This is a genomic window from Paraburkholderia sediminicola (assembly GCF_046027825.1).
GTDB classification, from domain to species: Bacteria; Pseudomonadota; Gammaproteobacteria; order Burkholderiales; family Burkholderiaceae; genus Paraburkholderia; species Paraburkholderia sediminicola_D.
Window position 1 is genome coordinate 38427 of the sequence record NZ_JAQQDU010000048.1, and the last position, 25259, is coordinate 63685.

Below are 25259 nucleotides of genomic sequence, written 5' to 3' on the forward strand. Positions count from 1 at the left end.
CGACTTTTTTGACGCGACTCACGCCAGCTTTCGCGTGTCCGCTCTACCGCCCGCCTCATCGTTCGACAGATTGTAAATATTGATGTGCAGCCGACTGTCACGGTCGGGATGTGCAGGCGGTGGATCGTGACTACAAAAGCTGACGGACGGGCCGATTCGCCAAACGATACATGCCGCCTAGACAGCTTTCCCAAACGACTCCCTCTTGTGCTGTTGTGCCGCGCAAAAGGCGGCTCGTCGCGGCGTTGATCGCCGTTCCGGGCCTGATGCCCGCGCTTGCGCACGCCCAGTTGGTGGGGGAAGCCGCGCAGCCGCAACCTATCGACGCGCCCTGGGGCATGCAGCTCGCCCCGCAGCTTGAAGAACATCCGCTGCCGGCCGGCCAGAAGCCAGCCACCTTCGTACTCGGCGACTCGACCAGCGGTACCACCGACCAGGACCTGGCCGCCAAAGGCTCAGCCGAGGTGCGGCGCAATACCTTCGTGATCAAGGCCGACGCGCTGCACTACGATCAGGACACGGACATGGCCGACGCATACGGCCAGGTTCACCTGAACAACAACGGCGCGACGTTCGCCGGCCCGGAAGCGCATATGCGGGTGGACTCGAGCGAAGGCTACATGTCGGCGCCGAAGTACCACTTCAACGTGACGGGTGGCTCGGGCAGCGCGGAGCGCGTCGACCTGCTCGACAGCGAGCGCTCGGTGTTCACCAAGGGCACGTACACGGCTTGCTCGTGTACGGACAACCCAGCCTGGTACCTCAAGGGCACCGAGTTCGATTTCGACACCGGCGCGGACGAAGGCGTCGCGTACAACAGCGTGCTGTTTTTCCAGGGCGTGCCGGTATTCGCTTCGCCGTGGCTGTCGTTCCCGCTGTCGGGCGACCGGCGCAGCGGCGTCCTGCCGCCTACGTTTTCGCTGAGTTCGTCGAACGGCTTCGAACTGTCGGTACCGTACTACTTCAACATCGCGCCGAATCGCGACCTGACGGTCACGCCGCGTCTGATCTCGAAGCGCGGTGTGCAGTTGCAGTCGACCTTCCGTTATCTGTCGCCTACGTATTCTGGCTCGATCACCGGCGAGTTCCTGCCGGATGACCACCTGACCCATACCAACCGCTACGCGCTGTATATCCAGCACAACCAGAACTTCGGCGACGGGTTCGGCGGATATATCTACTACAACAAGGTCTCGGACAACACGTATCCGGAAGACCTGTCGTCGTCGGTCAGTCAGTTCATGAACGGCACCCAGCTCCTGTATCAACAGGAAGCCGGGTTGACCTATAATAACGGCCCGTGGTCGGTGCTCGCCCGCGAGCAGCACTGGCAGACGCTGACACCTTCGGTGGCGCCGTACGGCCGCGAGCCGCAGTTGAACGTGAAGTACGCGAAGTACAACATCGGCGGCTTCGATTACGGCGCGGAAGCCGACTACTCGAATTTCCGCATCACCACCGCGGATACCACCCAGGGTCAGCGGGTGATGTTCAATCCGTACCTGTCGTATTCGGTGGTGGGGCCAGGTTACTTCGTCACGCCGAAGGTGCAGTGGCACTTTGCGTCGTACAACCTGGGCAATATCGGCAGCGACCTGCCGGCCGGCTCGCCGAAGAATTTCACTGAGTCGATTCCGACACTGAGTTTCGATACCGGCCTGGTGTTCGATCGCTCGGTGCGGATTTTCGGTCAGGATTACATCCAGACGCTCGAGCCACGGCTTTACTACGTCTACACGCCGTACCGCAATCAGTCGCAGGCGCCGCTGTTCGATACGGCCGACTCCGATTTCGGGCTGGCAGAAATCTTCACGCCGAACACCTTCGTCGGTAACGACCGGATTGCGGATGCGAACCGCCTGACCGCGGCGCTCACCACGCGCTTCATCGACCCGGCGACCGGCGACGAACGTGCGCGTTTCGTGATTGCGCAGCAGTACTATTTCCAGGATCAGCGCGTCACGCTGCAACCTACCGAGACCAGCTCGCAGGCCACGCATTCGGACCTGATCGCGGGTGCGTCGCTCAAGCTTGGCGCCGGTTTCGCTTCGGAAACGGCGTTCCAATATAATGCCGACAGCAACGAGTTGACGAAGACGAGCATCGGCTTCGGGTTCAGTCCGGCCAGCGGCAAGGTGATCAACGTCGCGTATCGCTACACCCGTGCGAACACCACGCTGGACTACCAGCCGATCAATCAGGTCCTGATCTCGGGGCAATGGCCGCTGACGCACCGGGTATATGGGGTCGGGCGCTTCAATTACGATCTCGGCGGGCATCGGATCGTCGACGGTCTGATCGGCCTGCAATACGACGCCGACTGCTGGACGCTGGGCGCCGGGATTCAACGCTATGCGAACGGGGTGAACACATCGTCGCAGCAGCAGTCGAGCACTCGGTTTCTCGCGCAGTTGACGTTCAAGGGTTTGTCGAGCGTCGACAACGGGCTGATTTCCGCGTTCCGCTCAAGCGTGGCGGGCTACACGCCGTTGCCGCCGCCGCCGCCGCCGGAAGCGCGTTTCACCAATTACGAATGACGCTAGCCCGATCATTTATAGAATGCGAAAAGACGGGCCAGGCGCGCCCGACATCATTGGAGTATCTGTGGCAATCATGAAAAAGCTTCGCTTGGCAACACTTGCGGCCGGTCTTGCCGCCGTGGCGTCTTTCCTGTCGGTTGCGCCGGTTCAGGCGCAGGCGCTGTCGTCCGGCAATAACGGCCAGACGGTCGATACCATTGCCGCCGTGGTCAACAACGGTGTCATCACGCGGCGCGAGCTCGACGAGCGCATTGGCCTGATCACCCACCGGCTGAACCAGCAGAACGCGCCGGTCCCGCCGATGGACCAGCTGCGCCAGCAGGTGCTGAACCAGATGGTGCTGGAACGCATCCAGCTGCAGAAGGCGAAAGAAGACGGCATCAACATCGACGACGCCACTGTGCAAAAAACGCTCGAGCGGCTCGCGCAGGCGAACAACATGTCGCTCGACATGTATCGCTCGCGTATCGAGGCGCAAGGCGTGCCCTGGACCACCTTCACGAACGACGCGCGCACCGAGCTCACGCTTTCGCGTCTGCGTGAGAAAGAAGTGGACAGCAAGGTCACGGTGTCGGATGCCGAGGTCGCGAACTACATTGCCAGCCAGCGCGGCCCGAACGCAGGCCTGACGAGCGATCTGCACCTTCAGCACATCCTCGTGAAGGCGCCGTTGAACGCGTCTGAAACCGACATCGAAGCCGCGCAGAAAAAGGCTCAGGCCCTGCTGACCGAAGCCAGAGGCGGCGCCAACTTCGAAAAGCTGGCGAAGTCGAATTCGCAAGCGCCGGATGCGTCGAAAGGCGGCGATACGGGCTTCGTGCCGCAGTCCAAGCTGCCGCCTGAGTTCGTCAAGGCCGCCTCGGCGCTGCGCCCGGGTGAGGTCAATCCTGATCTGATCCGCACCAACGACGGCTTCGAAGTCGTGCGCCTCGTCGATCGCCGCGCCGGTCAGGGCACCAGCTCCGATGCACCGAAGCTCGTGCAAACGCACGTTCGCCACATTCTGCTGCGCGTCGGCGACGGCATGTCCGAGCCGCAAGCGCGTCAGAAGCTGCTCGAAATCAAGAATGAGATCGCCGCAGGCGGTGACTTCTCGAAGTTTGCCCACACCTACTCGCAAGACGGTTCGGCGTCGCAAGGCGGCGACCTTGGCTGGATCAGCCCGGGTGAGACGGTGCCGGAATTCGAGCGCGCCATGAACAGCCTGCAGGACGGTCAGATCAGCGACCCGGTGCGCAGCGAATACGGCTACCACCTGATTCAGGTGCTGGGCCGCCGTGAAGCGGAAGGTTCGGTTTCGCAGCAGATGGATCTGGCGCGTCAGGCAATCGGTCAGCGCAAGGCGGAACAGGCCTACGCAGACTGGCTGCGTGAATTGCGCGATACGGCCTACGTTGAAGTGAAACCTGTCCAGGCAAGCCTGCAATAATCATCATGACCACCGCCGCGCAGTCCACCAGCCTTCCGTTGCAGATCGCGATCACGACCGGCGAGCCTGCCGGCGTCGGCCCCGAGTTGACCGCGCAGGCGCTGGCGGGCGCGGCGGCGCATTGGCCTGGTGCACAGTTCACCGTGCTGGGCGATGCAGATTTGCTGGCTGAACGGGCGCGGGCGATGGGCGTCGATTGGGCTGCGCTGGTGGCAGGCGGCAAGCGCGTGCGGGTGCAGCATCGGCCGCTCGGTGCGCCCTCGCTGGCCGGCAAGCTGGACGCCGCCAACGGCCGCTATGTACTCGATCTGCTCGACAGCGCGATCGACGGCGCCGTGGCCGGCACGTTCGACGCGATCGTTACCGCGCCGCTGCAAAAAAGCACCATCAACGATGCCGGTGTGCCGTTCACCGGCCACACGGAATATCTGGCTGAGCGCACGCACACGCCGCGCGTGGTGATGATGCTTGCCGGTACCGGCAAGCGTCCGTTGCGCGTTGCGCTCGCTACCACGCATCTGCCGCTCAAAGACGTCTCCGCCGCGCTGACGATCGAAGGTATCGTCGAGACGCTGCGCATTGTCGATCACGATCTGCGCCATCACTTTGGTTTGCCCGCGCCGCGTATCCTCGTGACGGGTTTGAACCCGCATGCGGGCGAAAACGGTTATCTGGGCCGCGAAGAAATCGAGGTGATTTCTCCGGCACTGAAGCTCGCGAACGAGCAAGGCATCGACGCACCGGGCCCCTATCCGGCGGACACCTTGTTCCAGCCGCGTTATCTGGAACAGGCCGACTGCGTGCTGGCGATGTTCCACGATCAGGGTCTGCCGGTGTTGAAGTACGCGACGTTCGGCGAAGGCATCAACATCACGCTCGGCTTGCCGATCATCCGCACCTCGGTTGATCACGGCACCGCGCTCGATCTGGCCGGCACCGGCCGTGCCGACGCGGGCAGTCTGATCGCCGCGATCGATACAGCGGTTTCGATGGCGCAACACCGCCGGGCGGGCTGATCCAGCAGTCGCGCAGAGCGGGGCGGTACGCGCTTTTTGCCGTTTGCCCCTGCCACTTGCCGCTGCCGTTTGCGCCTTCGTTGCGCGTGTTCCTGGTTTGTTCGCGGGTTGTTCCCGGTTTGTTCCTATTCTTAAGCAGTTTTCTTAAAGCGTTTCTTCGATGTCCACCAGCAGACAGCAACCGGCCCGGCACCAAGGCCATATCGCGCGCAAGCGTTTCGGGCAGAATTTTCTGGTCGATACGGGCGTGATCGATTCGATCGTCGACGTGATCCGGCCGCAGCGCGGCGAGCGCATGGTCGAGATTGGGCCCGGGCTCGGCGCACTCACTGGACCGCTGATCGAACGTCTGGCGACGCCCGAAGCGCCGTTGCACGCCGTCGAACTGGATCGCGATCTGATCGGCCGCCTCAAGACAAAATTCGGCGACCTGCTCGAGTTGCATGCGGGCGATGCACTCGCGTTCGACTTCGGCACACTGGCCGCGCCTGGTGAGAAGGCGTCGCTGCGCATTGTCGGCAATCTGCCGTACAACATTTCGAGCCCGTTACTGTTTCATCTGACCGCGTTCGCGGATCGCGTGATCGATCAGCATTTCATGCTGCAAAACGAAGTGGTCGACCGCATGGTGGCGGAGCCGGGCACCAAGGCGTTCAGCCGCCTTTCGGTGATGCTGCAATACCGCTACGTGATCGACAAGCAACTCGACGTGCCGCCCGAAGCATTCAACCCGCCGCCGAAGGTCGATTCGGCGATCGTGCGGATGATCCCGTACGAACTGCATGAACTGCCGGCGGTGGACGAGCGCGTGCTCGGCGAAGTGGTGACGGCGGCGTTCTCGCAACGGCGCAAGATGTTGCGCAACACCTTGGCAGCGTTTCGTGACACGGTGGATTTCGACGCACTAGGCTTCGATCTGCAGCGCCGCGCCGAAGATGTGCCGGTGGCCGAATATGTGCGTGTGGCGCAGATCGTGGCGGCTTCGCCGTCGCGTGGCGCCGCAGCCGCGGATACTGCGACTGACGACGCCTGAGTGGCGTTGCACGGTCCTGAAGGAAGCGCGCTGCGTCCTGCAGCGCGCGTGAAACACCCCACGTCTTAAGCAGCAACCCGCTTCGCCGGCGTATTGACCAGCGCAATGCCGGCCAACACCAGCACCGCGGCCATCAGGAAGCGCAGGTTGAACGATTCGCCGAGCAACAGCACGCCGAAGGTCACGCCGAACAACGGTGTCAGGAACGAGAACACCGAAAGGCGCGACGCGATGTAACGCGTCAACAGCCAGAACCAGACCAGGTAGCTGACGAACGCCACGATCACCGCCTGATACGCGAGGCTCATCACAGCCAGTGGCGTGACGGTTTCCACGCGTGCCTGGCCCAGCCCCACCGCGAGCGCGAGCAACACCACCGCCGACACCGTCAATTGATAGAACAGGGTTTTGCTGGCGCTCGATTGGGCGAGGCGGGTGGCACGCACCACCACGGTAGTCGCGGCCCATGCTACGCCGGCCAGTACGCCGAGCGCGTCGCCGGCGACGCCCTTGAGGGTCGAGCCCCGCGTCGCATGGCCGTGCAGGAAGCCGTCCGCGAACGCCAGCGCCATACCGGCAAACGCTACCAAGATGCCGAACCACTGAATGCGCCGCATCCGGTCGCCGTCGACAAACCAGTGCAGTCCGAGCGCCGTGAAGCACGGTGCGGTGTACAGAAAGACGGCCATGCGCGAGGCGCTGGTCAGCGTCAGGCCGAGAAAAATGCACACGAATTCGCCCGCGAACAGCACGCCCGCGAGCAAGCCCGCGCCCAACGTGCCGTCGTCGCGAAAGAGCGGCGTGCCGCGTGAGCGAGCCCAGCCCCATACCAGGACGGCCGCGATCGCCGAGCGCAGGCCCGCCTGGAATATCGGCGGCACCGACGCGTTGGTGCTCTTGATCGCGACTTGCTGGAGTCCCCAGATCGCGCACAAGCCGATCATCAGGAAGATGGCGAAGCTATCCGGGGGGCGGCGCGCGGGCAGGGCAGTAGTGCTCATGGGTTCTGTGTATTTGCGAACATAGGTCATACGATATCAAACCCGTCCGCGCCGCCATGCGATGACCCCACCGCCTACGCGTGCTTCTTACAAGCTGCAAGCCCGTCGATGACATAACAACACTTACATCAGTCTATTTCCTTGCTGCCCAGGTTTCGCGCTAAGGTTCACCCATACGCATTTCGTCAGCTCATTCAAACAGCCTGCACGGGCCGTCATGCACGGTTCCGATGCGAACCCTGTGCCGCACCTGTCGATTTGCGCGGTCTCAATGGAGCAGCGTGCCGGCACTTTGCATCAGGCGTGGCGGTGTCGAGATATCCGCGAAAAGCGGAAACCTGTACGAGGAGACGGTATGAAGAACGCATGCAAGTGGGCCATGGCAGTCGTGCCCACGGCGTTGGCGTGCCATATGGTATATGCCCAATCGAGCGTGACGCTCTACGGTGTGATCGACGAAAGCGTGCAGTATCTGACCCATGCAAACCAGGCCGGCGATTCGTCGATCAGGCTCGGCAACGGTGGCATGACGGAGAGCCGCTGGGGGATACGGGGCGTCGAGGATCTGGGCGGTGGCTGGTCGACGTTCTTCAAGCTCGAAAATCGTTTCTACATGAACGGCGGCCAAAGCGATCCCACCTTGCCGTTCTTCAATGAAGCACAAGTGGGCGTGCGCTCGGATGCCTACGGCCAGGTGATCTTCGGCCGTCAGTACAACGCGATGATCGAGGGCGTGACGATCGGCGGCTACGGCAGCAATCTCTGGATTCCGTACGATTTCAGCTTTCAGCCGGAAGTGACGATGACGGGCGGTATCTGGACCAGCAATCAGGTGCAGTACCAGGCGAAATATAACGGTTTCCATCTTGCCGCCGGCTACGCATTCGGCGGCAACGCGGGCAATTCATACGGCAGCCAGGTCGGCGTGGCGCTCGCTTACGCGCCGGGTGGTCCGTTCACCTTTGGCGGCGCGTATCAGGAGTCGAAAGATTCGGTCAACGGCGCAGCCGCGAAGGCGTGGACCTTCGGCGGGTCGTACACGTGGAATATGACCCGGTTATCCGTCGGTTACATCGTCGATCAGAATGACGCCGGCTTTTCGAATTTCGCCAACGGGCCGTTCACCGCGCCCGCATTGGCCGCGCTCAAGTACACGGATTTTTCGCGGCGCCGCATGATCATGGGTGGCATCACGCAGCAGGCCGGCACCGCGTGGCACTTCGCCGCAAATGTCTGGCGCACGCTGCAGGACGGCAAGACCGCCGCACAGGACGGATCGGCATGGCAGTATCAACTGGTCGCCGACTACAACCTGTCGAGGCGCACGGACGTCTATCTGGAAGGCGATTACTCGCTATACCGGGGCGACCTGATTGGCGCGCAATTGCAGGGCGTCAACGGTGTCGGACTCGCACAGAAGGGCAGCCAGATCGGCCTGATGGCCGGCGTGCGGCATCAGTTCTGAGCACTTACCAACTCCAGCGCGCGCCCAGATTGCCCTCCACCGTGCTGCGGTGCTCGCCGTTCACATTCGTGGTGTAACTCGCGGTGGCGAACACGCTGCCGCGCGCGCTCAGATGCGCGACCATGCCGATGCCGAACTGGGCGGCCGTGGCGGCGACATCGGTGGGCATTACGGTCGTGCCGGCGAAGGTCGCGCTATCGGTACCATTGAAATAGCGCCACAAATTGGCGCGCAGATACGGTTGCCACTGCGCGCCCGCGCCTTCAAAACTGCCTTGCAGGCGTAGACCGAGCCGGCCCACCGGGCCGTTCGCCGCATGAAACGATACGTTCGAAATACCGTCGTTGAGATCGTCGATCGATGCGTGCTGCCAGATCAGTTGTGCTTGCGGTTCGAGACTGAGATTGGCACGCAGCGGAATCGGCAGGCCGGCTTCCAGCGAGGTCGTCACCGCATGTCCATGCGTGCTCGCACCGATGCCCTGATTCGACGACGGATCGAGCGTCAGCGAGCTGCCCATCGCGACTGCATCGGTGTACCAGCCACCCGGACCGACGTGCGTCCAGTAAAGGCCTGCGCTGTAGGCATTGATCGACAGCCGCCCGGCCGACAGGTCGGGGAAACCGAGCGCGAAACCATTCACGTCGCCTTGGGCGCGGGCAAAGCCGATGAAGAAACCGTAGTGATTGCGCTGGCCGCTTGCGCTGCGATCCGCGTAGATATCCTGACCCACTTGCACGCCGGCCATCGTGCCGCTGAATTCGGGGTTGGCGGCGCCGCCGTTGCTCTGCGAGGTGTGCTCACCCCAGACACGCGACCAGGCGGCGGCTAGCGGGCCGCTTTCGTCCAGCAACGCCTGCTCGCCCTGGCGGTCATGGAAGGTGCCGATCTGTGCGATACCGAGTTCGCGCGTCAGAACCGGGACCTCGGCATAGACGGGCACCTCCATCCGGTAGAGCGGCGTCGCGGCGGCGCCTGCCGGTGGTGCCGCAGGCAGGGGCGGCGTGCCGGGCGCTGCGATCGGCGCGGCTGCGGCGCCTGGCGTTGGAGTTGGAGTTGGACTGGGTGCCGCAGGCAGACTCGAGCGCAAATACCAGTTGTCCGCCGTCCCCGCGCTCACGCCGCCCTTGAACAGGTAGTACGTATAGGCGCCCGCGGACAGCGGTTTTGGCAGCGTGAATGCGCTCGCCGTAGTCGTCGCGCCGTTGCTCGCCTGGACCACGAGGATGCCGTCCGTGAGCGTGGCGCCGCCGGAGCCGCCGACATTGGTGACACCGAGCGACGTATTGCCCGAGCCGACGCCTTGCGCGATCACCAGCTTGTCGCTCGGCGAGCCGTCTGCGCCGAGCACCGTCTGCAGCAGCAAGCGCCCGTTGAGCCCGGTGTAGTTGCCGTTGATCACCAGCGTATTACGCGTCGCCGTCGCGCCGTTGGTCAGATCGATGGTGCCCGCATTGTTGACGTTCACGCTCTGACCGGTGAGCGCCGGCGCGATCGTCGCTGTGCCGCCAAAGCCGCCCGCAAACACCGTGCTGCTCGAATCGACATTCAGCGTGCCCGTCAGCGTGCCGCTATTGCCCAGCGTCAGACCGTTATTGTCGAGCGTGAGCTGGCTGCCGTTCGTCGCGTTGACGAGCGACCAGTTTGTGAAGCGGCTGAGACCGCTCACCTGAGTGTTGTTGAAGTTGAGAACACTCGAGACGTTGCCGCCTGCAAGCAGCGGCACACCGGCGAGATTGGTGTCGGTCAGGCCGGTCAGCGTGGCCGTATCGTGACCCGTGCCGAGCCGGATAAAACCGGTGATCGTGCCGGCACTCCAGTTGAGCGTGTCGTTGCCGGTATCGGTATAGATCGCGCGGCCATTGCCGCCCGTGATGGTGCCGGTGTTATTGATGGTGATGTCGATAGGACCGAATGAGGCAATGACCTCCGTGATGGCGGATTCGAGCGTGCCGGTATTGTTGATGGTGGTATTGGCGTTGGAAATCGAGAACGTGACGTTGTTCGCAGAGATGATGCCGGCGTTGTTGAATGTGCCGCCGCCATTCGCATCGATGCCGTTGCTCAGCTTGCTGACGATGCTCGCGCCGGCTTCGTTGTTGAGCGTGACGCTACCCATAAGATAGGCGCCGAGGCCACCCGAACCGCTTGCGGTGATCGTTCCGGTGTTGGTGATGACGCCCGGTGACGGATCGAACGAGACAATGCCGTGCGCGTTTGCGCCGGAGACGCTGATCGTACCCGCGTTCGTGATCACGTTGTTGCCAGGTCCGCTGACCGCGTTGCCATTGGTGAAGATGCCAGCCGCGTTGGCACCCGTTGTCGTGATCGTGCCGTTGTTGACGAGCGTGTCGTTATTCGTCTGTGCGGCCATGCCAGAGGAGCTGTCCCCTGTAGTCGAAAGCTGGCCGTTGTTGGTGAGCGTACCGCCGCCGAGGCTGGCGAAGTCGTGCATCGCGACGGAATTGCTGCCGCTCGTCTGGATGATGCCCGTCGTGCCGTTGAGCATCGTGACCGCGGCCGCGCTATTGAACATGCCTTCCGACCCGGTGCCGGTCGTCACGATCAACCCGCGGTTGGTCAGGACGTTCTGGCCGGCGCCCGTTCCTTGCGCCGAGATGCCCTCGGAGGTGTCGCCCGTGGTACGGATCGTCCCCAGGTTGGTGACCGTGCTGCGGTCGTACACGAAGATGCCGTTGTTGCCGCTCACGTCCAGTTCGGCGCCCGCTTGCGCGTTCACCGTGACGTTGGTGCTGCCGGCCGCGGCGACGACCGGCGTAGTGGTCGGATTGGGGGCGCTGCTGCTGCAGGTGACGGTCTGGCCGCTGACCGGCGCGGTGTTGTCACAGCCGGCGAACGCAGGCTTGCATGGCAGAAGGAGCACTATTCCAAGTGCGGACGAAAGGGTTTCGAGCAGACGCAAACGAACAGGCACATGCCGCGAGCATGCACGACGCATACGGTGGTCCTCCAGTAGAACAGGCCTGGTCAGTTCCTGCTGGGTTCGCTCTATGTGTTGCGCCGTCTCTTAGCGTGCCGCTGCTGGACGGTGTGCAAAAGAATGTATCGTCGGATGAAATTAGTCAACGGCTCGCATGACGCGGCGCAGGAGCGACGAGCCGAATGACCGCACATGAAGGAAGTCGCCCGAGAGCGGGCGTAAAGGCCACGCGAAAGTCAGGCGAAAGTCGGGCAAAGAGCCGCGCGGGAAGGGCACTCGAAAAGGTCAAACAAAACCAGTCATCAGCCAGGCGAAAACGCGGCCGTGAGTCTCACCTGGACGTGCCTTCCATACGCAGCTTCGAGCGCTGCGGATCGATCAATGCGAAGCCCGCAGCACCCACGATCAGCAGCAACATGCCGGTTATTCCGAAGCCGATTTCATAGCCACGCGCGTCGCCCGCCGCGCCGATCAGCTTGCCCATCGCGACGGGTCCGATCAATCCGGCGGTGGTGACGATCGAGTTGGTGATCGCGAGTAGCGCTCCGCGCCGCACCACCGGCGCGACTTCGGCGACCAGCATCGGGCCGAAGGTGAACGTCTGAATCGCCAACGCGCTAGCGAGCCCCATCAAGGCGATCTTGACGAACGGCGGCGCGCCGAGCAGCAGTGAGCAGTACGCCAACCCGCTGACCACGCATGCCGCGCTGATCAGTTTGCCGCGCGCCACCTTCGACGGCACGCCCCGCTTGAGCATGCGATGCGAAACCATCGCGAGCGCGATGCCGAGCGGGATCTGCGCCGCGACTTGCAGCGCGAACAACCAACCGGCCTGGGTCGCGTCAAAACCGAGGCCGAGCCGGAAATACGTGGGCACCCAGGTGAAACCGATCGCGACCACCGCATAGCCGACAAAGCATTGCAGCATCACGCCGATAACGGTGCGGTCGCTCAGCATGCGCCGAAAGCGCAACGGCGCAGCACGCGGGCCGGCCGCTGCGGCGGCAAACGCGGGTGATGGGTTGTGCTGACGATTGCCCGCCTTGCCCAGACACAGCCACAAAACCGTCCAGCCGACGCCGACCGCGCCGAGCGTGAGAAACGTCGCGTGCCAGTGCCATGCCTGCGAGATATAGGTGAGCAGGGGGCCCGCGATGATGACGCCGGCGGTCGCCCCTTGCAGAACGATGGTGGTGGGCAGATTGCGCTCGTGATCGTCGAACCAGGTGTAGACGACATGCAGCGCGAGCGGCGCGGCCGGCCCTTCGCCCGCACCCAGCAGGACGCGGCATAGTAACAACACGGCAAAGCTGGTCGGCCATGCGAGCGGCAACTGCGCGACCGCCCAGATCAGCGCGAGTGCGGCGAGCAGCCATTTCATATTGACGCGGTCGGCAATCAGGCCGACGGCGATGCCCGAAATCGAAAACAACACAAAAAACGCGCTGCCGACGAGGCCGAACTGGCTGTGCGTCAACTGCATGTCATGCATCATCGGGATCGCGACCAGGCCGATCACGGCCTTGTCGGCGAAATTGATCAGCATGAACAGGAACAGCGTGGCCACAATCACCCAGCGGCGGCCCTGCGCGGATTCGCGTGCATGGGTGGGCTGGGCCGGCGTGGCGTCGGCGTCAAGCGCCGTGCAGCGTTTCGTGCTGCTGAGGATGGTGGGCAAAACGTGTCTCCATTTCTGGCGCAAGGCGCTGGGTTTTCGCCCATTTGAGGTGGTATAAACGAATTGTTCAAGTGCATTCTCGTTATCGGGAGCTTGCAAACTATGCATGAGGTCAATTCCCGCCGCCTTACCCATCTTATCGCGCTCGCCGAGGAAGGCAGCTTTGCGCGCGCGGCCGAGCGGGTTCATCTGAGCCAGCCGGCGTTGAGCCGCAGCATTCAGGCGCTCGAAGAGGAAGTCGGCATGAAACTGTTCGACCGCGCCGCGCGCGGCGTCGCGATGACCGCGGCCGGGCGGCTGCTGGTCGAGCGCGCCCGGCGTGTGCTGTTCGAAACGCGCTGCCTGTTCCGCGACGTCGAACTGCTGAAGGCGCACGAACTCGGCGAGGTACGCATCGGCCTTGGGCCCTACGCGGCGGTCGTGCTGCTGCCGGACCTGCTGGTGGAGTTCGCGCGGCGCTTTCCGAAGATCAAGGTGCGGATCGAACTCGGCGAAGGCGATGCGTTGCTTGCCAAGCTGCACGCCGAACAGATCGACTTTCTGGTCGGTGACCGCCGGGTGCCGCCCGTGACGCCGGATGTCACGCTGCGGCGTCTGCCGCGTCACGAGGGCGGCTGGTTCGCGCGGCCGGATCATCCCTTGTTCGCGCGTGACACGGTGCCGCTCGCGGCGTTGCGCGAGTTTCCGCTGGTCTCGGTGACGCTGCCCGCGTTCATGAAGGACGCGCTGCATCGTCTGCTCAAGTACCGTGCGCACGAGCAGATTCCGTTGCAGATCGAATGCAACGACGTGGCGGTGTTGAAAGACGTCGTGGCGCAGACCGATGCCGTGCTGTTCGCCACGGCGTCCGCCGTGCGGCGCGATCTGGAGATGCAGCGGCTGGCGCGTATCCCGCTCGTCAATCCGCCGCGTCTCGCGCTTGAATTCGCGCTGGTGCATCTGGCCGAGCGCACACTTTCGCCCGCCGCGGATTCCGCGTTTGCACTCGCCGAGCAGGTGATGGAGGACGCCAACCGCGCCGCGCAGGGCTTGCTGCAACCCGACTCATTCACGACACGAGTGGGCCGCTGAACGGCAGATTCGGGAGTCGCATCAACGGCCCCCGTAATTACCCTGGATGCGGTTGACACAGCGATCACAATCACGGACTATCCGGAATCCAGATTCCGGTTTTCCGCGAATTGCCATCTTCTCAACGCAGCGAACTTAAGCCGAACACCGTATGACGACGACTTTACCACGCGGCCGCGAAGCACAGCCCAGCAGCATCGCGGCGCCGCGCCAGACGCGCAGCCAGCAGGGTCTCGTTCGCATGCTGCAAGCCGGGCGCGAGCTGATCGAAACCACCGGCAATCTCGACGATCTGTCGATCAACGATATCGTCGAGCGTGCGGGGACGTCGATCGGCGCGTTTTATCGGCGCTTCGACAATAAGGACAGCTTCTTCGAAGTCCTCCTGGACGCGGCGATGGAAGAGGGGCTCGAGCACGTGCGCGCAACCGTCGAGCGTGATCCGGCCTGGCGTTCGAACGACGCGGGCACGCTTGCCGATGCGGTCATTTCGTTTTATGTCGCGACGTTCCGGCGCAATCGCGGGCTGTATCACGCGTCGTTGCTGCGGGCGTCGCAGCGCAAGACGAGCTGGGACGCCGTGAAATCGACCAATCACGAGGTTCTGGCGATGGTCGTGCCGCGTCTCGTCAATGCGTTGGCACAGTCGCGCGGCATCAAGGCCGATGACAACGCGACCCAGTCGCTCGAATTCGAAGTACGCGCCACGCTGCAATTGATCCTCGGCATGCTGGTCAACAACGTGCTGAATGACCCGGGTCCTTTGTCGCTCTCCAGCCGGCAACTGCGGTCATGGTTGCAAGTTCGTTTGCGACGCTGCCTCGAGTTGCCGGACGACTGATTTTTTATCTAAAAATCGGAATAAGAATTCCGATTCCGTTAACAGAAAACCGATTCAGATACAACGTGATTCCTGCTACGCGCAGCCGAATATTCAAGGAGACACCGCATGAGCTCATGTTGCCCCGAACTAGTCCGTAATCCTGCCTTCGACGCGCCGCATATCGGCGAACCGCTCGATGTCGCGTTCGACGCCGGCGTGAATCTCGCCTTCACGATTGCCGCGCCGACCGTGCCGCCGCGCCTCACAGAACACTCGCGGCGCATGGCGCAGCGTATCTATCGCGTCGCCGAGCGCGTGTATTGCGCGGTCGGCTATGCAATTGCGAACATCATCTTCGTGGTCGGCGACGACGGCATCGTGGTGATCGACGCAACCGAGGCGGTGTCCGCGGCGAAACGCATCTATGAGGATTTTTGTGCGATCGATCCACGGCACGCCGGGCTGCCGGTCAAGGCCGTGGTCTACACGCACAACCACACGGACCATACCGGCGGCGTGCGTGCCTTCGTCGACGAGGCCGCGCTCGAGGCGGGCAGCGTCGAGATCATCGCGCACCGCTCGTTGATGGACACCGTGATCAACAATGCGAACCTCGTCGCACCGATTCTCGCCACGCGCTCGGCCTACAGCTTCGGCACGCTGCTGCCGGCGGGCGCGACCGGCAAGGTCAACGCGGGTATCGGCCCCGTGCTGATCGCCGAACCGGCGAGCTTCTTCGCGCCGACCCGCGTGTTCGACGATAAGCTCGACATCGTTCTGGCGGGTGTGCGTTTCGAGTTCCGCTACGCGCCCTCGGAGGCCGACGACGAAATCGTCATGTGGCTGCCCGACCTCGGCGTGCTGCTGTCGGCGGAAGTGATCCAGGGCGAGTGTCTCGCGAACGTGCATACGCTGCGCGGTACGCGTTACCGCGATCCGGTGCGCTGGTATCAGACCATCGACATGATGCGCGGCTTCAACGCGACCCATATGGTGCCGGCGCATGGCCGGCCGGTATCGGGCGCGCAGTACGTCGCCGAGGTGCTGTGCGTGTATCGCGACGCCATCCAGTTCATCCACGACCAGACCATTCGTCACATGAACTTCGGCCTGAGCCCGGACGAACTCGCTGAGGCCATTCCCGCGCTGCCGCCGCATCTCGCGGAGCATGCGTGGCTCGGCGAGTACTACGGCACGGTCAAGCATTCGGTACGACAGGTTTATAGCGGTCAACTCGGCTGGTTCGATGGCGATCCGGCGTCGCTCGATCCGCTGCCGCGTGCTGAACGGTCAGCACGCATGGTCAAGATGATGGGCGGCGTGGAAGCGGTGCACGCCGCGGCACTGGTGGCGTTGAACGAGTCGGACTGGCGCTGGGCCGCGGAGCTGGCCACGCTGCTGGTGCGCCTCGATAAAACCGACGCCGACGCGCGCAACCTCAAAGCGAGCGCATTGCGCGAATTGGGCTACCGCACGGTGAACACCAACTGGCGCAACTGGTATCTGAGCGCGGCGCGCGAACTCGAACACGCTTACGACGAACTACCGTTTGGGGGCAGCTCGAGCCTCGCCTCGGCGGATGTGTTGCGCGCCCAACCGTTGCGCAATGTGTTCCAGCGCTTCAGCGTGAACGTCGATCCGGAACGTTGCGCCGACGTGCAGATGACGCTTGCATTCCGCGTGACGGATCGCAACGAAACGCATGTGCTCGAACTACGGCGCGGTGTGTTGCAGATTCACGAGCGCATGCCTTCGGCGGTCGACGTTCAACTCGCGCTTGAAACCAGCACCTTGTACGGCATGCTGCGCGACATGGCGACGCAGTTGCCGAAGTGCCTCGAGAGCGGCACAGTAGTGCTCGAGTGTGGCACGGCCGGGCAGTTGCGCAGCTTCTTCGATTGCTTCGACCAGCCCGCGCGGCGTATGCCCGCGCTGACTACGCGATAGAAGCACAGCGGCTCGCATCGGGGCGCCGGCGCTGTGGCACATCGTGCATTGGCGCATCGCGATACGAAACTCAAGGAGGAGACATGGAAAAAATCTGGTTGAAGTCCTATCCGCCGGGCATGCCGGCGGAAGTTGACACTACGCAGTTCAGCTCCCTTGGCGACCTGCTGGAGCAGAGTTTTCAGATGCACGCGGCAGAACGCGCGTTCGTCTGCATGGGCCGCGAGTTGACCTACGGCGAACTCGACAAGAAGTCGCGCGACCTTGCGGCATGGTTTCAATGCCTGGGGCTTGCGCGCGGGGCGCGCATTGCCGTGATGTTGCCGAATGTGTTGCAGTATCCGGTGGTCATGGCGGCCATCCTGCGTGCCGGTTACGTGGTGGTGAACGTCAATCCGCTATACACGCCGCGTGAACTGGAGCATCAGCTGAACGACAGCGGCGCGGAAGCGATCGTGCTGCTCGAACCGTTCGCGAAGACGCTCGAGGCCGTGCAGCCAAATACGTCGATCAGGCATGTCGTGCTGACCTCGATCGGCGAGATGCTCGGGGCGGGTAGTCCTGAGGTTGCGGACAATGTGCCGCCAACTGCGCGTATTGCGCTGAACGATGCCATCGCGCGTGGTTCGGACGCGGGCTTCACGCCTGTCACGCTCACGCAAGACGATGTGGCGGTGCTGCAATACACCGGTGGCACTACCGGCGTCTCGAAGGGCGCCACCTTGCTGCACGGCAATCTCATCGCCAACGTTCTCCAATCGGAGTTGTGGCGCGAACCGGCGTATCGCGGGCGTACCGACATCAAGCAGTACATCACGGTCGTCGCGCTGCCGCTGTATCACATCTTCGGGCTGACCGTCTGCGGCCTGCTGACGATGCGTTGCGGCGGCATGGGCATCCTGATTCCGAATCCGCGCGATCTGCCGGGGCTGATCAAAACCTTGCAAGGCCATGCGATCAACTCGTTCCCCGGTGTGAACACCATGTTCAACGCGCTGCTGAACGAACCCGATTTCAACACGCTCGACTTCTCGACGCTGGTGCAATCGAACGGCGGCGGCATGGCTGTGCAGCAGGCCGTCGCGCAACGCTGGCAGGCGGCGACCGGCGTGCCGATCGTCGAAGGTTATGGGCTCTCGGAAACCTCGCCGTGCGCCACCACCAATTTGCCGATGTCCACCGCGTTCACCGGAACGGTCGGCTTGCCGCTGCCGTCCACGGATATTTCGATTCGCGACGATGCCGGCCAGGAGGTGCCGCTCGGCGAACGCGGCGAAATCTGCATTCGCGGGCCGCAGGTGATGGCCGGCTACTGGAACCGTCCTGACGAAACCGCGAAGGTGATGACGCCGGACGGTTTCTTCAAATCCGGCGACATCGGCGTGATGACGGAAGAGGGCTTCGTGAAAATCGTCGACCGTAAGAAGGACATGATTCTGGTGTCGGGCTTCAACGTCTATCCGAACGAAATCGAGGACGTGGTGGCGAAGCACCCGGGCGTGTTCGAAGTGGTGGCGGTCGGCGTGCCGGACACGGAGGCGGGCGAAGTCGTGAAGCTTTACGTGGTGAAGAAAGATCCGGCGCTCACCGATGCGGATATTTTTGCGTTCTGCAAGGAGCAACTGACGGGTTACAAGCGCCCCAAGATCATCGAGTTCCGCAGCGAGTTGCCGAAGACCAACGTCGGCAAGATTCTGCGGCGCGCATTGCGCGACGAGGTGAAGAGCGCGGGCTGAAAACGGGTGTGCCACGCGCCTCGCCGCGTGTGGCACGCTCTGCAGCGTGGCGTGATTCCGGGTACATTGTCGTTCTCGACATCACGCACTAGGGAGTACACGATGCGCCTGCTTCATACCATGCTCCGGGTCGGCGACCTGGACCGTTCAATTGCCTTCTACACCGACCTGCTCGGTATGAAATTGCTGCGCCGGGATGACTATCCGGACGGTAAGTTCACGCTCGCTTTCGTCGGGTATGAAGACGAACGCGACGGCACCGTGCTTGAACTCACGCACAACTGGGACACGCCGTCGTATGACCTCGGCTCCGGCTTCGGGCACCTCGCCGTCGAAGTCGAAGACGCGTACGCGGCATGCGACAAGATCAAGGCCCAGGGCGGCAAGGTTGTGCGCGAAGCCGGTCCGATGAAACACGGTACCACCGTGATCGCCTTCGTCGAAGATCCGGACGGCTACAAGATCGAGTTCATTCAGAAGAAAAAGTGACGTAAGCGGCGGGCCGAGGACAAGCAATGAATAACAGCAATCCCTACTTCAAAGAACTTGACGACATCCACGTCGAAATCCAGGCATTGTTCGACGGCTCCGCGGATCACGGCGCGCTAGACCGCATCATGGCGCGCTTCGCGCCGCAATTCACGCTGGTCATGCCGACCGGCCTCGCACTGGACTTCGCGGGCCTGCGCGGGATTTTCGCGAAGCTGAATGGCGCGCGCCCCGGCTCGCAGATCACCATCCGCGATATGGAGATCGTGTCCGAGTATCCGTCGGGCGCAGTGGTGAAATATCGTGAGTATCAGCGCGACAGCGCGGGCAATGCGAACGTGCGGCGCTCGACGGCGGTGATGGATCTCGACGCGCACGGCAAGGTGACGTGGCGTCACCTGCAGGAAACCTTCTGTACGGATTGAGCCTTCAGCGTTTCTGAAGGCCGGCGCTTCGAGTTGAAGCGCCGGCTTCAAGGCCTCGCGACCGACGGCCAAAGACCGAAGTCTTGAAGGGCCGGAGAAGGCCCGAAGGCTTTAAAGCGTCGGCAGCAATTCCGGCGGATGCGACTTCAACGTCTGCCGCGCTTCGCGGAATTCCGGAAAAATCGATTCGACTGTCTGCCAGAAGCGCGGACTGTGATTCATCTCGCGCAGATGCGCGAGTTCGTGCGCGACGACGTAATCGATGATCGACAGTGGGAAGTGGATCAGGCGCCAGTTCAGGCGGATTTTGCCGTCGCTTGAGCAACTGCCCCAACGCGTGGCCGCCGAAGAGAGCGCATAGGCGCGATAGTCGACGCCCAGCTTTTCTGCGTAGATCGCGAGCCGCTCGCCGAACAGGCGTTTTGCTTCGCCTTGCAGCCAGCCTTGCACACGATCCTTGATCTGCTGCGGGTCTGCCTGCAACGGCAGCGGCACTTGCAGCGCGGCTTCCTCCGCGTTGAACGCGAGCGTGCCTTGCGGCGAGCCGAGCTTCACGCGCACCGGCTGGCCGAGATACGGCACTTCCGCACCATCTTTCCAGTCAACCTTGGGCAACGCACGCTGTTCGACACGCGTTTGCCATTCGATCAGCTTCGTAAAAATCCAGCGCTGCTTCTCGGTGATCGCGGTTTCGATATCCGCGAGCGTGACCCAGCGTGGTGCAGTGATCATCAGACCGGTGCTGTCGATCGCAAAGCCGATCGAGCGGCGTGCCGAACGCTTGAGCACGTAGTGCAGCGTGCGCGATCCGAGGGTGAGGCTGCGCAACTTGCTGCCGTCCGGTGCGAGCGGCACGGCCGGTTGCTGCCCACCCTGCGAGGCAGTCGTTGGTGCGGACGGTGACGGGGACGACGACGTCGACCCCGGCTCAGCGAAGAGAGGGAGATCGAGCTGCCGGTTATCAAGCGCCGCAGCGGGCTGCGACGTAGGAGACTTCTGCATCGGATTCGGCATCGCGCAAATACGCCTTCGAGGGCGCGGGCGCGTCAGATTGGTGCGGCGGCGGAGCTGCTATCCGCCGCGCGGTACGCGGTAGGATCGATGCGACGCATTTCAGCTTCGATCCACGTTTCGACGCGCGTGTTCACTTCATCGGGCGTGAGCCCCGTCGTGTCGATCGGCTTGCCGATCGACACTGTGACTATACCCGCATATTTGAGAAACGAGTTGCGCGGCCACAGACGTCCGGCGTTGTGTGCGATCGGCACGACGGGTGCGCCCGTGGCAATGGCAAAACGCGCACCGCCTGTTTTGTACTTGCCTTGCTTGCCGGTTGGCGTACGAGTGCCTTCCGGAAACATGATCACCCAGGCGCCTTCGGCCATACGCTGCTTGCCTTGCTTGATGACCGATTCGAACGCGTACTTGCCTTCCTTGCGGTCGATGTGAACCATTTTCAGCATGCCCAACGCCCAGCCGAAGAACGGCACGAACAGCAGTTCGCGCTTGAACACGTAGCACAGCGGCCGTGGCATCAGCGCCGGAAACGCCAGCGTTTCCCATGCCGATTGATGCTTGGACAGCAGCACGGCCGGACCGTCGGGCAGGTTCTCATAGCCCTCAATCTTGTAGCGGATGCCGTTCAGCCAGCGCACCGTGTGGAGCGTGGCGCGGCACCAGCCGGCTGCCATCCAGTAGCGATTGTCGGCGCGCATGAACGGAAACGCGATGAAGCACGCTGTTGCGTACGGCACCGTGAAGAGTACGAAGTAGATCAGCAGCAACAAAGAACGAATGAAGCGCATCGGCGTGGTCAGTGAGGGTTGGAGACGCGCGTGGCGCGCATCACTCGTGAGCGTCGGAAAGGAAGTCGAGAGCGAACGCACGCAGGTCGTCGTGCACGCGCGTACCTTCGGGCAGTCCGCCGGCTTCGAGCGTCTTGCGGCCCTTGCCGGTCAGCACCAGATGCGTCGGATGACCGAGCGACGCGCCCGCTTGCAGATCGCGCATCGCGTCGCCGACCACCGGCGTATTCTCCGGATCGACTTCGAAACGCTCGGCGATCATCTTCAGCATGCCGGGCTTTGGCTTGCGGCATTCGCAGTGATCTTGCGCCGTGTGCGGGCAGAAGAACACCGCGTCGATGCGCCCGCCGACCGCCGCCGCCATGCGATGCATTTTCAGATGCATCGCGTTGAGCGCGTTCATGTCGAAGAGACCGCGGCCGATGCCGGACTGGTTGGTCGCGATCGCGACGCGATAACCCGCCTGGTTCAGCCGCGCGATCGCTTCGAGCGAACCGGGCAGGGCAACCCATTCGTCCGGCGACTTGATGAACGCGTCGGAATCGACGTTGATCACGCCGTCGCGGTCGAGGATCACCACTTTTTTGGTCGGCATGGTGCGGGGCTCAGGCGGCGAGTCGGGAAATGTCGGCGACGCAATTCATCTGCTGATGCAGCGCGCCGAGCAAAGCCAGACGGTTGGCGCGCAACGCCGGATCTTCGGCGTTGACCATCACGTCATTGAAGAACGTGTCGACCGGTTCGCGCAACGCGGCGAGCGCGGTTAGCGCGCCGGTGTAGTCGCGCACGGCGAGTTGCGATTGCACGCGCGGCGCGACCTGTTCGAGCTGCGCATGCAAGGCTTTTTCCGCCGCTTCGGTCAGCAGCGAGACCTGCACGCCACCGTTCGTGGCGCTTTCCGACTTCTTCAGGATGTTCGAAATGCGCTTGTTGGCTGCCGCGAGCGAGGCCGCTTCCGGCAGCGCCGCGAATTCGCGCACTGCATCCAGGCGCGCGACGATGTCGTCGAGGCGCGTCGGGTTCAGTGCCAGCACCGCGTCGATTTCACCCGGCGCGTAGCCGCGTTCGCGCAGCAGACCGCGCAGGCGGTCCATGCTGAATTCGTAGATCGCCTGGGTCGAATCAGCGACGCCCGCCACTGCGGCGAATTGCGCGTAAGCGGTGCGCAGCAGTTCGATCAGATCGACCGGCAGTTGCTTTTCAACCAGAATCCGCAGCACGCCAAGCGCATGACGGCGCAGCGCGAACGGGTCCTTTTCGCCGGTCGGTTGCAGACCGATGCCCCAGATGCCAACCAGCGTTTCGAGTTTGTCGGCGAGCGCGACGACCGTGCCGGTTGCCGTGGTCGGCAACGCATCGCCAGAGAAACGCGGCTGATAGTGTTCCGAGCAGGCCAGCGCGACTTCTTCCGGCTCGCCGTCGTGGCGCGCGTAGTACGTGCCCATCGTGCCTTGCAGCTCGGGGAATTCGCCGACCATGTCGGTGATCAGGTCGGCCTTGGCGAGACGTGCGGCACGCTTCGCAAGCGTGACATCAGCGTCGATCAGCGAGGCGATCGCACCCGCCAGCGCCTCGACGCGCTCGACGCGTTGCAGCGCCGAACCCAGCTTGTTGTGATACACGACGTTGGCGAGCAGCGGCACGCGATCGGCGAGCGGCTTCTTCTTGTCCTGCTCGAAGAAGAACTTCGCATCAGCCAGACGCGGACGCACCACGCGTTCGTTGCCTTCGACGATATCGCCCGGCGTCTTCGTTTCGATGTTCGACACGATCAGGAAGCGCGAGCGCAGCTTGCCGTTCGCATCCGTCAACGCGAAGTATTTCTGGTTCGTCTGCATCGTCAGGATCAGGCATTCCTGCGGCACTTGCAGGAATTCGTCCTCGAAACGGCAGGCGTAGACCACCGGCCATTCGACCAGCGAATTCACTTCATCCAGCAGCGATTCCGGCATCACGACCTGATCGCCGTCGGCTTGCGCCAGCAGATGCGTGCGGATGGTTTCTTTGCGGTCTGCGAAATTCGCGACCACGCGGCCCTTGTGCAACAGCGTATCGGCGTACGAATCCGCGTGCTGGATCTGCACGAGTCCTTCGGACAGGAAGCGGTGGCCGAGCGTGGTGTCGTCGGCGTCGATACCGAACGCCGTGACCGGCACGACCTGTTCGCCGTGCAAGGCGGTCAGGCGATGCACCGGGCGCACGAACTGCACATTGGTGCCGTCCGGGCGCTGATACGTCATGACCTTCGGGATCGGCAGCTTGGCGAGCGTTTCGTCGAGCGCGCTTTGCAGGCCTTCGGCGAGCGTGGCGCCCGGCGCAGCGTAGCGCAGGAAGAAGGCTTCGGCCTTACCGTCCTGCGCGCGCTCCAGGTCGTTCACCGAAAAATCGGGGAAGCCGAGCGCGGCCAGTTTCTTGGCGAGCGGCGCGGTGGGCTGGCCGTCTTTATCGAGCGCAACGGAAACCGGCAGCACTTTTTCGCGCACGTGTCTTGCCGGCGCGACCGAACGTACGTTCTTGATCGTGACGGCGAGGCGTCGCGGCGTCGCATAACGTTCGAACGACAGTTCGCCTTCGATCAGGTCGCGCGCCGCGAGGCGCTGCGCAATGCCTTCGGCGAAGGCGTCGCCGAGACGCGCGAGCGCTTTCGGCGGCAGTTCTTCGGTCAGCAGCTCGACGAGCAGGGTAGCTTGATGGGGTTGAGTCATTTCTTGGTGTTCTCGTCTCGTCAGTCCGGATCGATCTTGCGTTCGATTTTCAGCGGCGGTGCCCACGCGGGCATGGCGGCATCCTGTTCGTCGGTCGTGAGGCCAGGCACGCCGTGCACCGGATTGCCGAGCATCGGGAAACCGAGCTTCTCGCGCGAGTCGTAGTAAGCCTGTGCGACCAGACGCGACAGCGCGCGAATCCGGCCGATGTAGGCCGCACGTTCCGTGACGGAGATCGCCCCGCGGGCGTCGAGCAGGTTGAACGTGTGGCCGGCCTTCAGCACCAGCTCATAAGCGGGTAGCGCGATCTGCGCTTCGATCATGCGCTTGGCTTCCGCTTCGTAGCTGTTGAAGAACGTGAACAGCAGGTCGACGTTCGCATGCTCGAAGTTGTAGGTCGACTGTTCGACTTCATTCTGGTGGTACACGTCGCCGTAAGTCAGGCGACGCAGTTCTGGGCCATTCGGGCCTTGCTCTTCCCACTCGGTCCAGACGAGATCGTAGACGTTCTCGACCTTCTGCAGATACATGGCCAGACGTTCGAGACCGTAGGTGATTTCGCCGAGCACCGGCTTGCAGTCCAGGCCGCCGACTTGCTGGAAGTAGGTGAACTGGGTCACTTCCATGCCGTTCAGCCACACTTCCCAGCCAAGGCCCCACGCGCCGAGCGTCGGGTTTTCCCAGTCGTCTTCGACAAAACGGACATCGTTCTGCTTCAGATCGAAGCCGAGAGCCTCCAGCGAGCCGAGGTACAGGTCGAGGATGTTTTCCGGCGCCGGCTTCAGCACGACCTGGTACTGGTAGTAATGCTGCAGGCGGTTCGGGTTCTCGCCGTAGCGGCCGTCTTTGGGACGGCGCGACGGCTGCACATAGGCTGCCCGCCAAGGTTCCGGACCGATCGCGCGCAGGAAAGTGTGGACGTGGGACGTGCCCGCGCCGACTTCCATGTCGATCGGCTGGAGCAACGCGCAACCCTGCTTATCCCAGTAGGACTGCAGTGTCAGGATGATTTGCTGAAACGTGAGCATGAAGTGCCTTTCGGGCATAGGGCCGCGCCGCAAACGCCGGAGCGCGCGAGCTGGCCGTGGAGCGAAGTGCTAAACCGTAGATTTTAACGGAAAGGGAGGGGGGTGTCCGTTTTGCGGGGTCGGACGA

19 protein-coding genes are annotated in these 25259 nt (G+C 63.0%); 11 read left to right on the forward strand and 8 right to left on the reverse strand.

Going from position 1 to position 25259, the window contains the following annotated elements:
• The first annotated feature begins 170 nt into the window (after window positions 1-170).
• The 4 genes from PQQ96_RS24545 to rsmA all read left to right on the forward strand — a co-directional run bounded on the left by PQQ96_RS24545 (window position 171) and on the right by rsmA (window position 6018).
• A complete protein-coding gene (locus PQQ96_RS24545; RefSeq protein ID WP_408297499.1) occupies window positions 171-2537 on the forward strand; it encodes an LPS-assembly protein LptD in 2367 nt (788 codons plus the stop codon).
• Window positions 2538-2604: 67 nt separating this feature from the next.
• Window positions 2605-3969, forward strand: coding sequence for a peptidylprolyl isomerase (locus tag PQQ96_RS24550; RefSeq protein ID WP_408297501.1), 1365 nt, complete (start codon window positions 2605-2607; stop codon window positions 3967-3969).
• Between the two features lie 5 nt (window positions 3970-3974).
• Window positions 3975-4985 (forward strand): 4-hydroxythreonine-4-phosphate dehydrogenase PdxA, encoded by a 1011-nt coding sequence (gene pdxA, locus PQQ96_RS24555; RefSeq protein WP_408297503.1) that lies wholly within the window; start codon window positions 3975-3977, stop codon window positions 4983-4985.
• 160 nt (window positions 4986-5145) lie between these two features.
• Window positions 5146-6018: a 16S rRNA (adenine(1518)-N(6)/adenine(1519)-N(6))-dimethyltransferase RsmA gene (rsmA, locus tag PQQ96_RS24560; protein ID WP_408297505.1), complete on the forward strand. Its 873-nt coding sequence runs from the start codon at window positions 5146-5148 to the stop codon at window positions 6016-6018.
• A gap of 65 nt (window positions 6019-6083) precedes the next feature.
• Here the strand turns inward: rsmA and PQQ96_RS24565 are convergent, their stop codons facing one another.
• Window positions 6084-7019 carry a DMT family transporter gene (locus tag PQQ96_RS24565; protein WP_408297506.1) on the reverse strand — a complete coding sequence of 312 codons (936 nt, stop codon included), beginning with the start codon at window positions 7017-7019 and terminating at the stop codon, window positions 6084-6086.
• 355 nt (window positions 7020-7374) lie between these two features.
• Here PQQ96_RS24565 and PQQ96_RS24570 point away from each other — a divergent pair, with 355 nt between their 5' ends.
• Window positions 7375-8484: a porin gene (locus PQQ96_RS24570; RefSeq protein WP_408297508.1), complete on the forward strand. Its 1110-nt coding sequence runs from the start codon at window positions 7375-7377 to the stop codon at window positions 8482-8484.
• A 4-nt stretch (window positions 8485-8488) separates the two neighbouring features.
• On the opposite strand, the gene PQQ96_RS24575 is transcribed toward PQQ96_RS24570, so the two are convergent.
• Window positions 8489-11443, reverse strand: a complete 2955-nt coding sequence (locus tag PQQ96_RS24575) for an autotransporter family protein (RefSeq protein WP_408297509.1) — start codon at window positions 11441-11443, stop codon at window positions 8489-8491.
• Window positions 11444-11756: 313 nt separating this feature from the next.
• Window positions 11757-13103, reverse strand: a complete 1347-nt coding sequence (locus PQQ96_RS24580) for an MFS transporter (protein ID WP_408297511.1) — start codon at window positions 13101-13103, stop codon at window positions 11757-11759.
• A 102-nt stretch (window positions 13104-13205) separates the two neighbouring features.
• Here PQQ96_RS24580 and PQQ96_RS24585 point away from each other — a divergent pair, with 102 nt between their 5' ends.
• From PQQ96_RS24585 to PQQ96_RS24610, 6 genes are all read left to right on the forward strand, one after another.
• A complete protein-coding gene (locus tag PQQ96_RS24585; protein WP_408297513.1) occupies window positions 13206-14174 on the forward strand; it encodes a LysR family transcriptional regulator in 969 nt (322 codons plus the stop codon).
• Window positions 14175-14325: 151 nt separating this feature from the next.
• The gene (locus PQQ96_RS24590) at window positions 14326-15015 is read left to right on the forward strand and encodes a TetR/AcrR family transcriptional regulator (protein WP_408297515.1); all 690 of its coding nucleotides are present in this window, start codon (window positions 14326-14328) and stop codon (window positions 15013-15015) included.
• A gap of 108 nt (window positions 15016-15123) precedes the next feature.
• Complete coding sequence (locus tag PQQ96_RS24595; RefSeq protein WP_408297517.1) at window positions 15124-16944, forward strand: alkyl sulfatase dimerization domain-containing protein; 1821 nt, start codon at window positions 15124-15126, stop codon at window positions 16942-16944.
• A gap of 83 nt (window positions 16945-17027) precedes the next feature.
• Window positions 17028-18680 (forward strand): long-chain-fatty-acid--CoA ligase, encoded by a 1653-nt coding sequence (locus tag PQQ96_RS24600; protein ID WP_408297519.1) that lies wholly within the window; start codon window positions 17028-17030, stop codon window positions 18678-18680.
• A 102-nt stretch (window positions 18681-18782) separates the two neighbouring features.
• The gene (gene gloA / locus PQQ96_RS24605) at window positions 18783-19169 is read left to right on the forward strand and encodes a lactoylglutathione lyase (RefSeq protein WP_408297521.1); all 387 of its coding nucleotides are present in this window, start codon (window positions 18783-18785) and stop codon (window positions 19167-19169) included.
• Between the two features lie 26 nt (window positions 19170-19195).
• Entirely contained in the window at window positions 19196-19594 is a 399-nt protein-coding gene (locus PQQ96_RS24610) for a hypothetical protein (protein WP_408297523.1), read from the forward strand.
• Window positions 19595-19705: 111 nt separating this feature from the next.
• Here PQQ96_RS24610 and PQQ96_RS24615 read toward each other — a convergent pair whose 3' ends face one another.
• From PQQ96_RS24615 to glyQ, 5 genes are read right to left on the reverse strand one after another with little or no spacing between them, the layout of a single operon-like run.
• Window positions 19706-20596 carry a M48 family metallopeptidase gene (locus tag PQQ96_RS24615; protein WP_408297532.1) on the reverse strand — a complete coding sequence of 297 codons (891 nt, stop codon included), beginning with the start codon at window positions 20594-20596 and terminating at the stop codon, window positions 19706-19708.
• 44 nt (window positions 20597-20640) lie between these two features.
• Window positions 20641-21399, reverse strand: a complete 759-nt coding sequence (locus PQQ96_RS24620; RefSeq protein WP_408297524.1) for a lysophospholipid acyltransferase family protein — start codon at window positions 21397-21399, stop codon at window positions 20641-20643.
• A 40-nt stretch (window positions 21400-21439) separates the two neighbouring features.
• Window positions 21440-21994 (reverse strand): D-glycero-beta-D-manno-heptose 1,7-bisphosphate 7-phosphatase, encoded by a 555-nt coding sequence (gmhB, locus tag PQQ96_RS24625; RefSeq protein ID WP_408297526.1) that lies wholly within the window; start codon window positions 21992-21994, stop codon window positions 21440-21442.
• A 10-nt stretch (window positions 21995-22004) separates the two neighbouring features.
• Window positions 22005-24104 carry a glycine--tRNA ligase subunit beta gene (gene glyS, locus PQQ96_RS24630; protein ID WP_408297528.1) on the reverse strand — a complete coding sequence of 700 codons (2100 nt, stop codon included), beginning with the start codon at window positions 24102-24104 and terminating at the stop codon, window positions 22005-22007.
• Between the two features lie 20 nt (window positions 24105-24124).
• Window positions 24125-25132, reverse strand: coding sequence for a glycine--tRNA ligase subunit alpha (gene glyQ / locus PQQ96_RS24635; RefSeq protein ID WP_074285415.1), 1008 nt, complete (start codon window positions 25130-25132; stop codon window positions 24125-24127).
• Window positions 25133-25259: the final 127 nt, after the last annotated feature.

What these genes read in the sequence shown, in the direction of transcription:
- PQQ96_RS24545 (WP_408297499.1), top strand. Translation starts at nt 171, where the DNA reads ATGCCGCCTAGACAGCTTTCCCAAACGACTCCCTCTTGTGCTGTTGTG.
- PQQ96_RS24610 (WP_408297523.1), top strand. Translation starts at nt 19,196, where the DNA reads ATGAATAACAGCAATCCCTACTTCAAAGAACTTGACGACATCCACGTC.
- PQQ96_RS24585 (WP_408297513.1), top strand. Translation starts at nt 13,206, where the DNA reads ATGCATGAGGTCAATTCCCGCCGCCTTACCCATCTTATCGCGCTCGCC.
- PQQ96_RS24600 (WP_408297519.1), top strand. Translation starts at nt 17,028, where the DNA reads ATGGAAAAAATCTGGTTGAAGTCCTATCCGCCGGGCATGCCGGCGGAA.
- PQQ96_RS24595 (WP_408297517.1), top strand. Translation starts at nt 15,124, where the DNA reads ATGAGCTCATGTTGCCCCGAACTAGTCCGTAATCCTGCCTTCGACGCG.
- PQQ96_RS24615 (WP_408297532.1), bottom strand. Translation starts at nt 20,596, where the DNA reads ATGCAGAAGTCTCCTACGTCGCAGCCCGCTGCGGCGCTTGATAACCGG.
- PQQ96_RS24590 (WP_408297515.1), top strand. Translation starts at nt 14,326, where the DNA reads ATGACGACGACTTTACCACGCGGCCGCGAAGCACAGCCCAGCAGCATC.
- glyQ (WP_074285415.1), bottom strand. Translation starts at nt 25,132, where the DNA reads ATGCTCACGTTTCAGCAAATCATCCTGACACTGCAGTCCTACTGGGAT.
- glyS (WP_408297528.1), bottom strand. Translation starts at nt 24,104, where the DNA reads ATGACTCAACCCCATCAAGCTACCCTGCTCGTCGAGCTGCTGACCGAA.
- PQQ96_RS24565 (WP_408297506.1), bottom strand. Translation starts at nt 7,019, where the DNA reads ATGAGCACTACTGCCCTGCCCGCGCGCCGCCCCCCGGATAGCTTCGCC.
- PQQ96_RS24620 (WP_408297524.1), bottom strand. Translation starts at nt 21,399, where the DNA reads ATGCGCTTCATTCGTTCTTTGTTGCTGCTGATCTACTTCGTACTCTTC.
- rsmA (WP_408297505.1), top strand. Translation starts at nt 5,146, where the DNA reads ATGTCCACCAGCAGACAGCAACCGGCCCGGCACCAAGGCCATATCGCG.
- gmhB (WP_408297526.1), bottom strand. Translation starts at nt 21,994, where the DNA reads ATGCCGACCAAAAAAGTGGTGATCCTCGACCGCGACGGCGTGATCAAC.
- PQQ96_RS24570 (WP_408297508.1), top strand. Translation starts at nt 7,375, where the DNA reads ATGAAGAACGCATGCAAGTGGGCCATGGCAGTCGTGCCCACGGCGTTG.
- gloA (WP_408297521.1), top strand. Translation starts at nt 18,783, where the DNA reads ATGCGCCTGCTTCATACCATGCTCCGGGTCGGCGACCTGGACCGTTCA.
- pdxA (WP_408297503.1), top strand. Translation starts at nt 3,975, where the DNA reads ATGACCACCGCCGCGCAGTCCACCAGCCTTCCGTTGCAGATCGCGATC.
- PQQ96_RS24575 (WP_408297509.1), bottom strand. Translation starts at nt 11,443, where the DNA reads ATGCGTCGTGCATGCTCGCGGCATGTGCCTGTTCGTTTGCGTCTGCTC.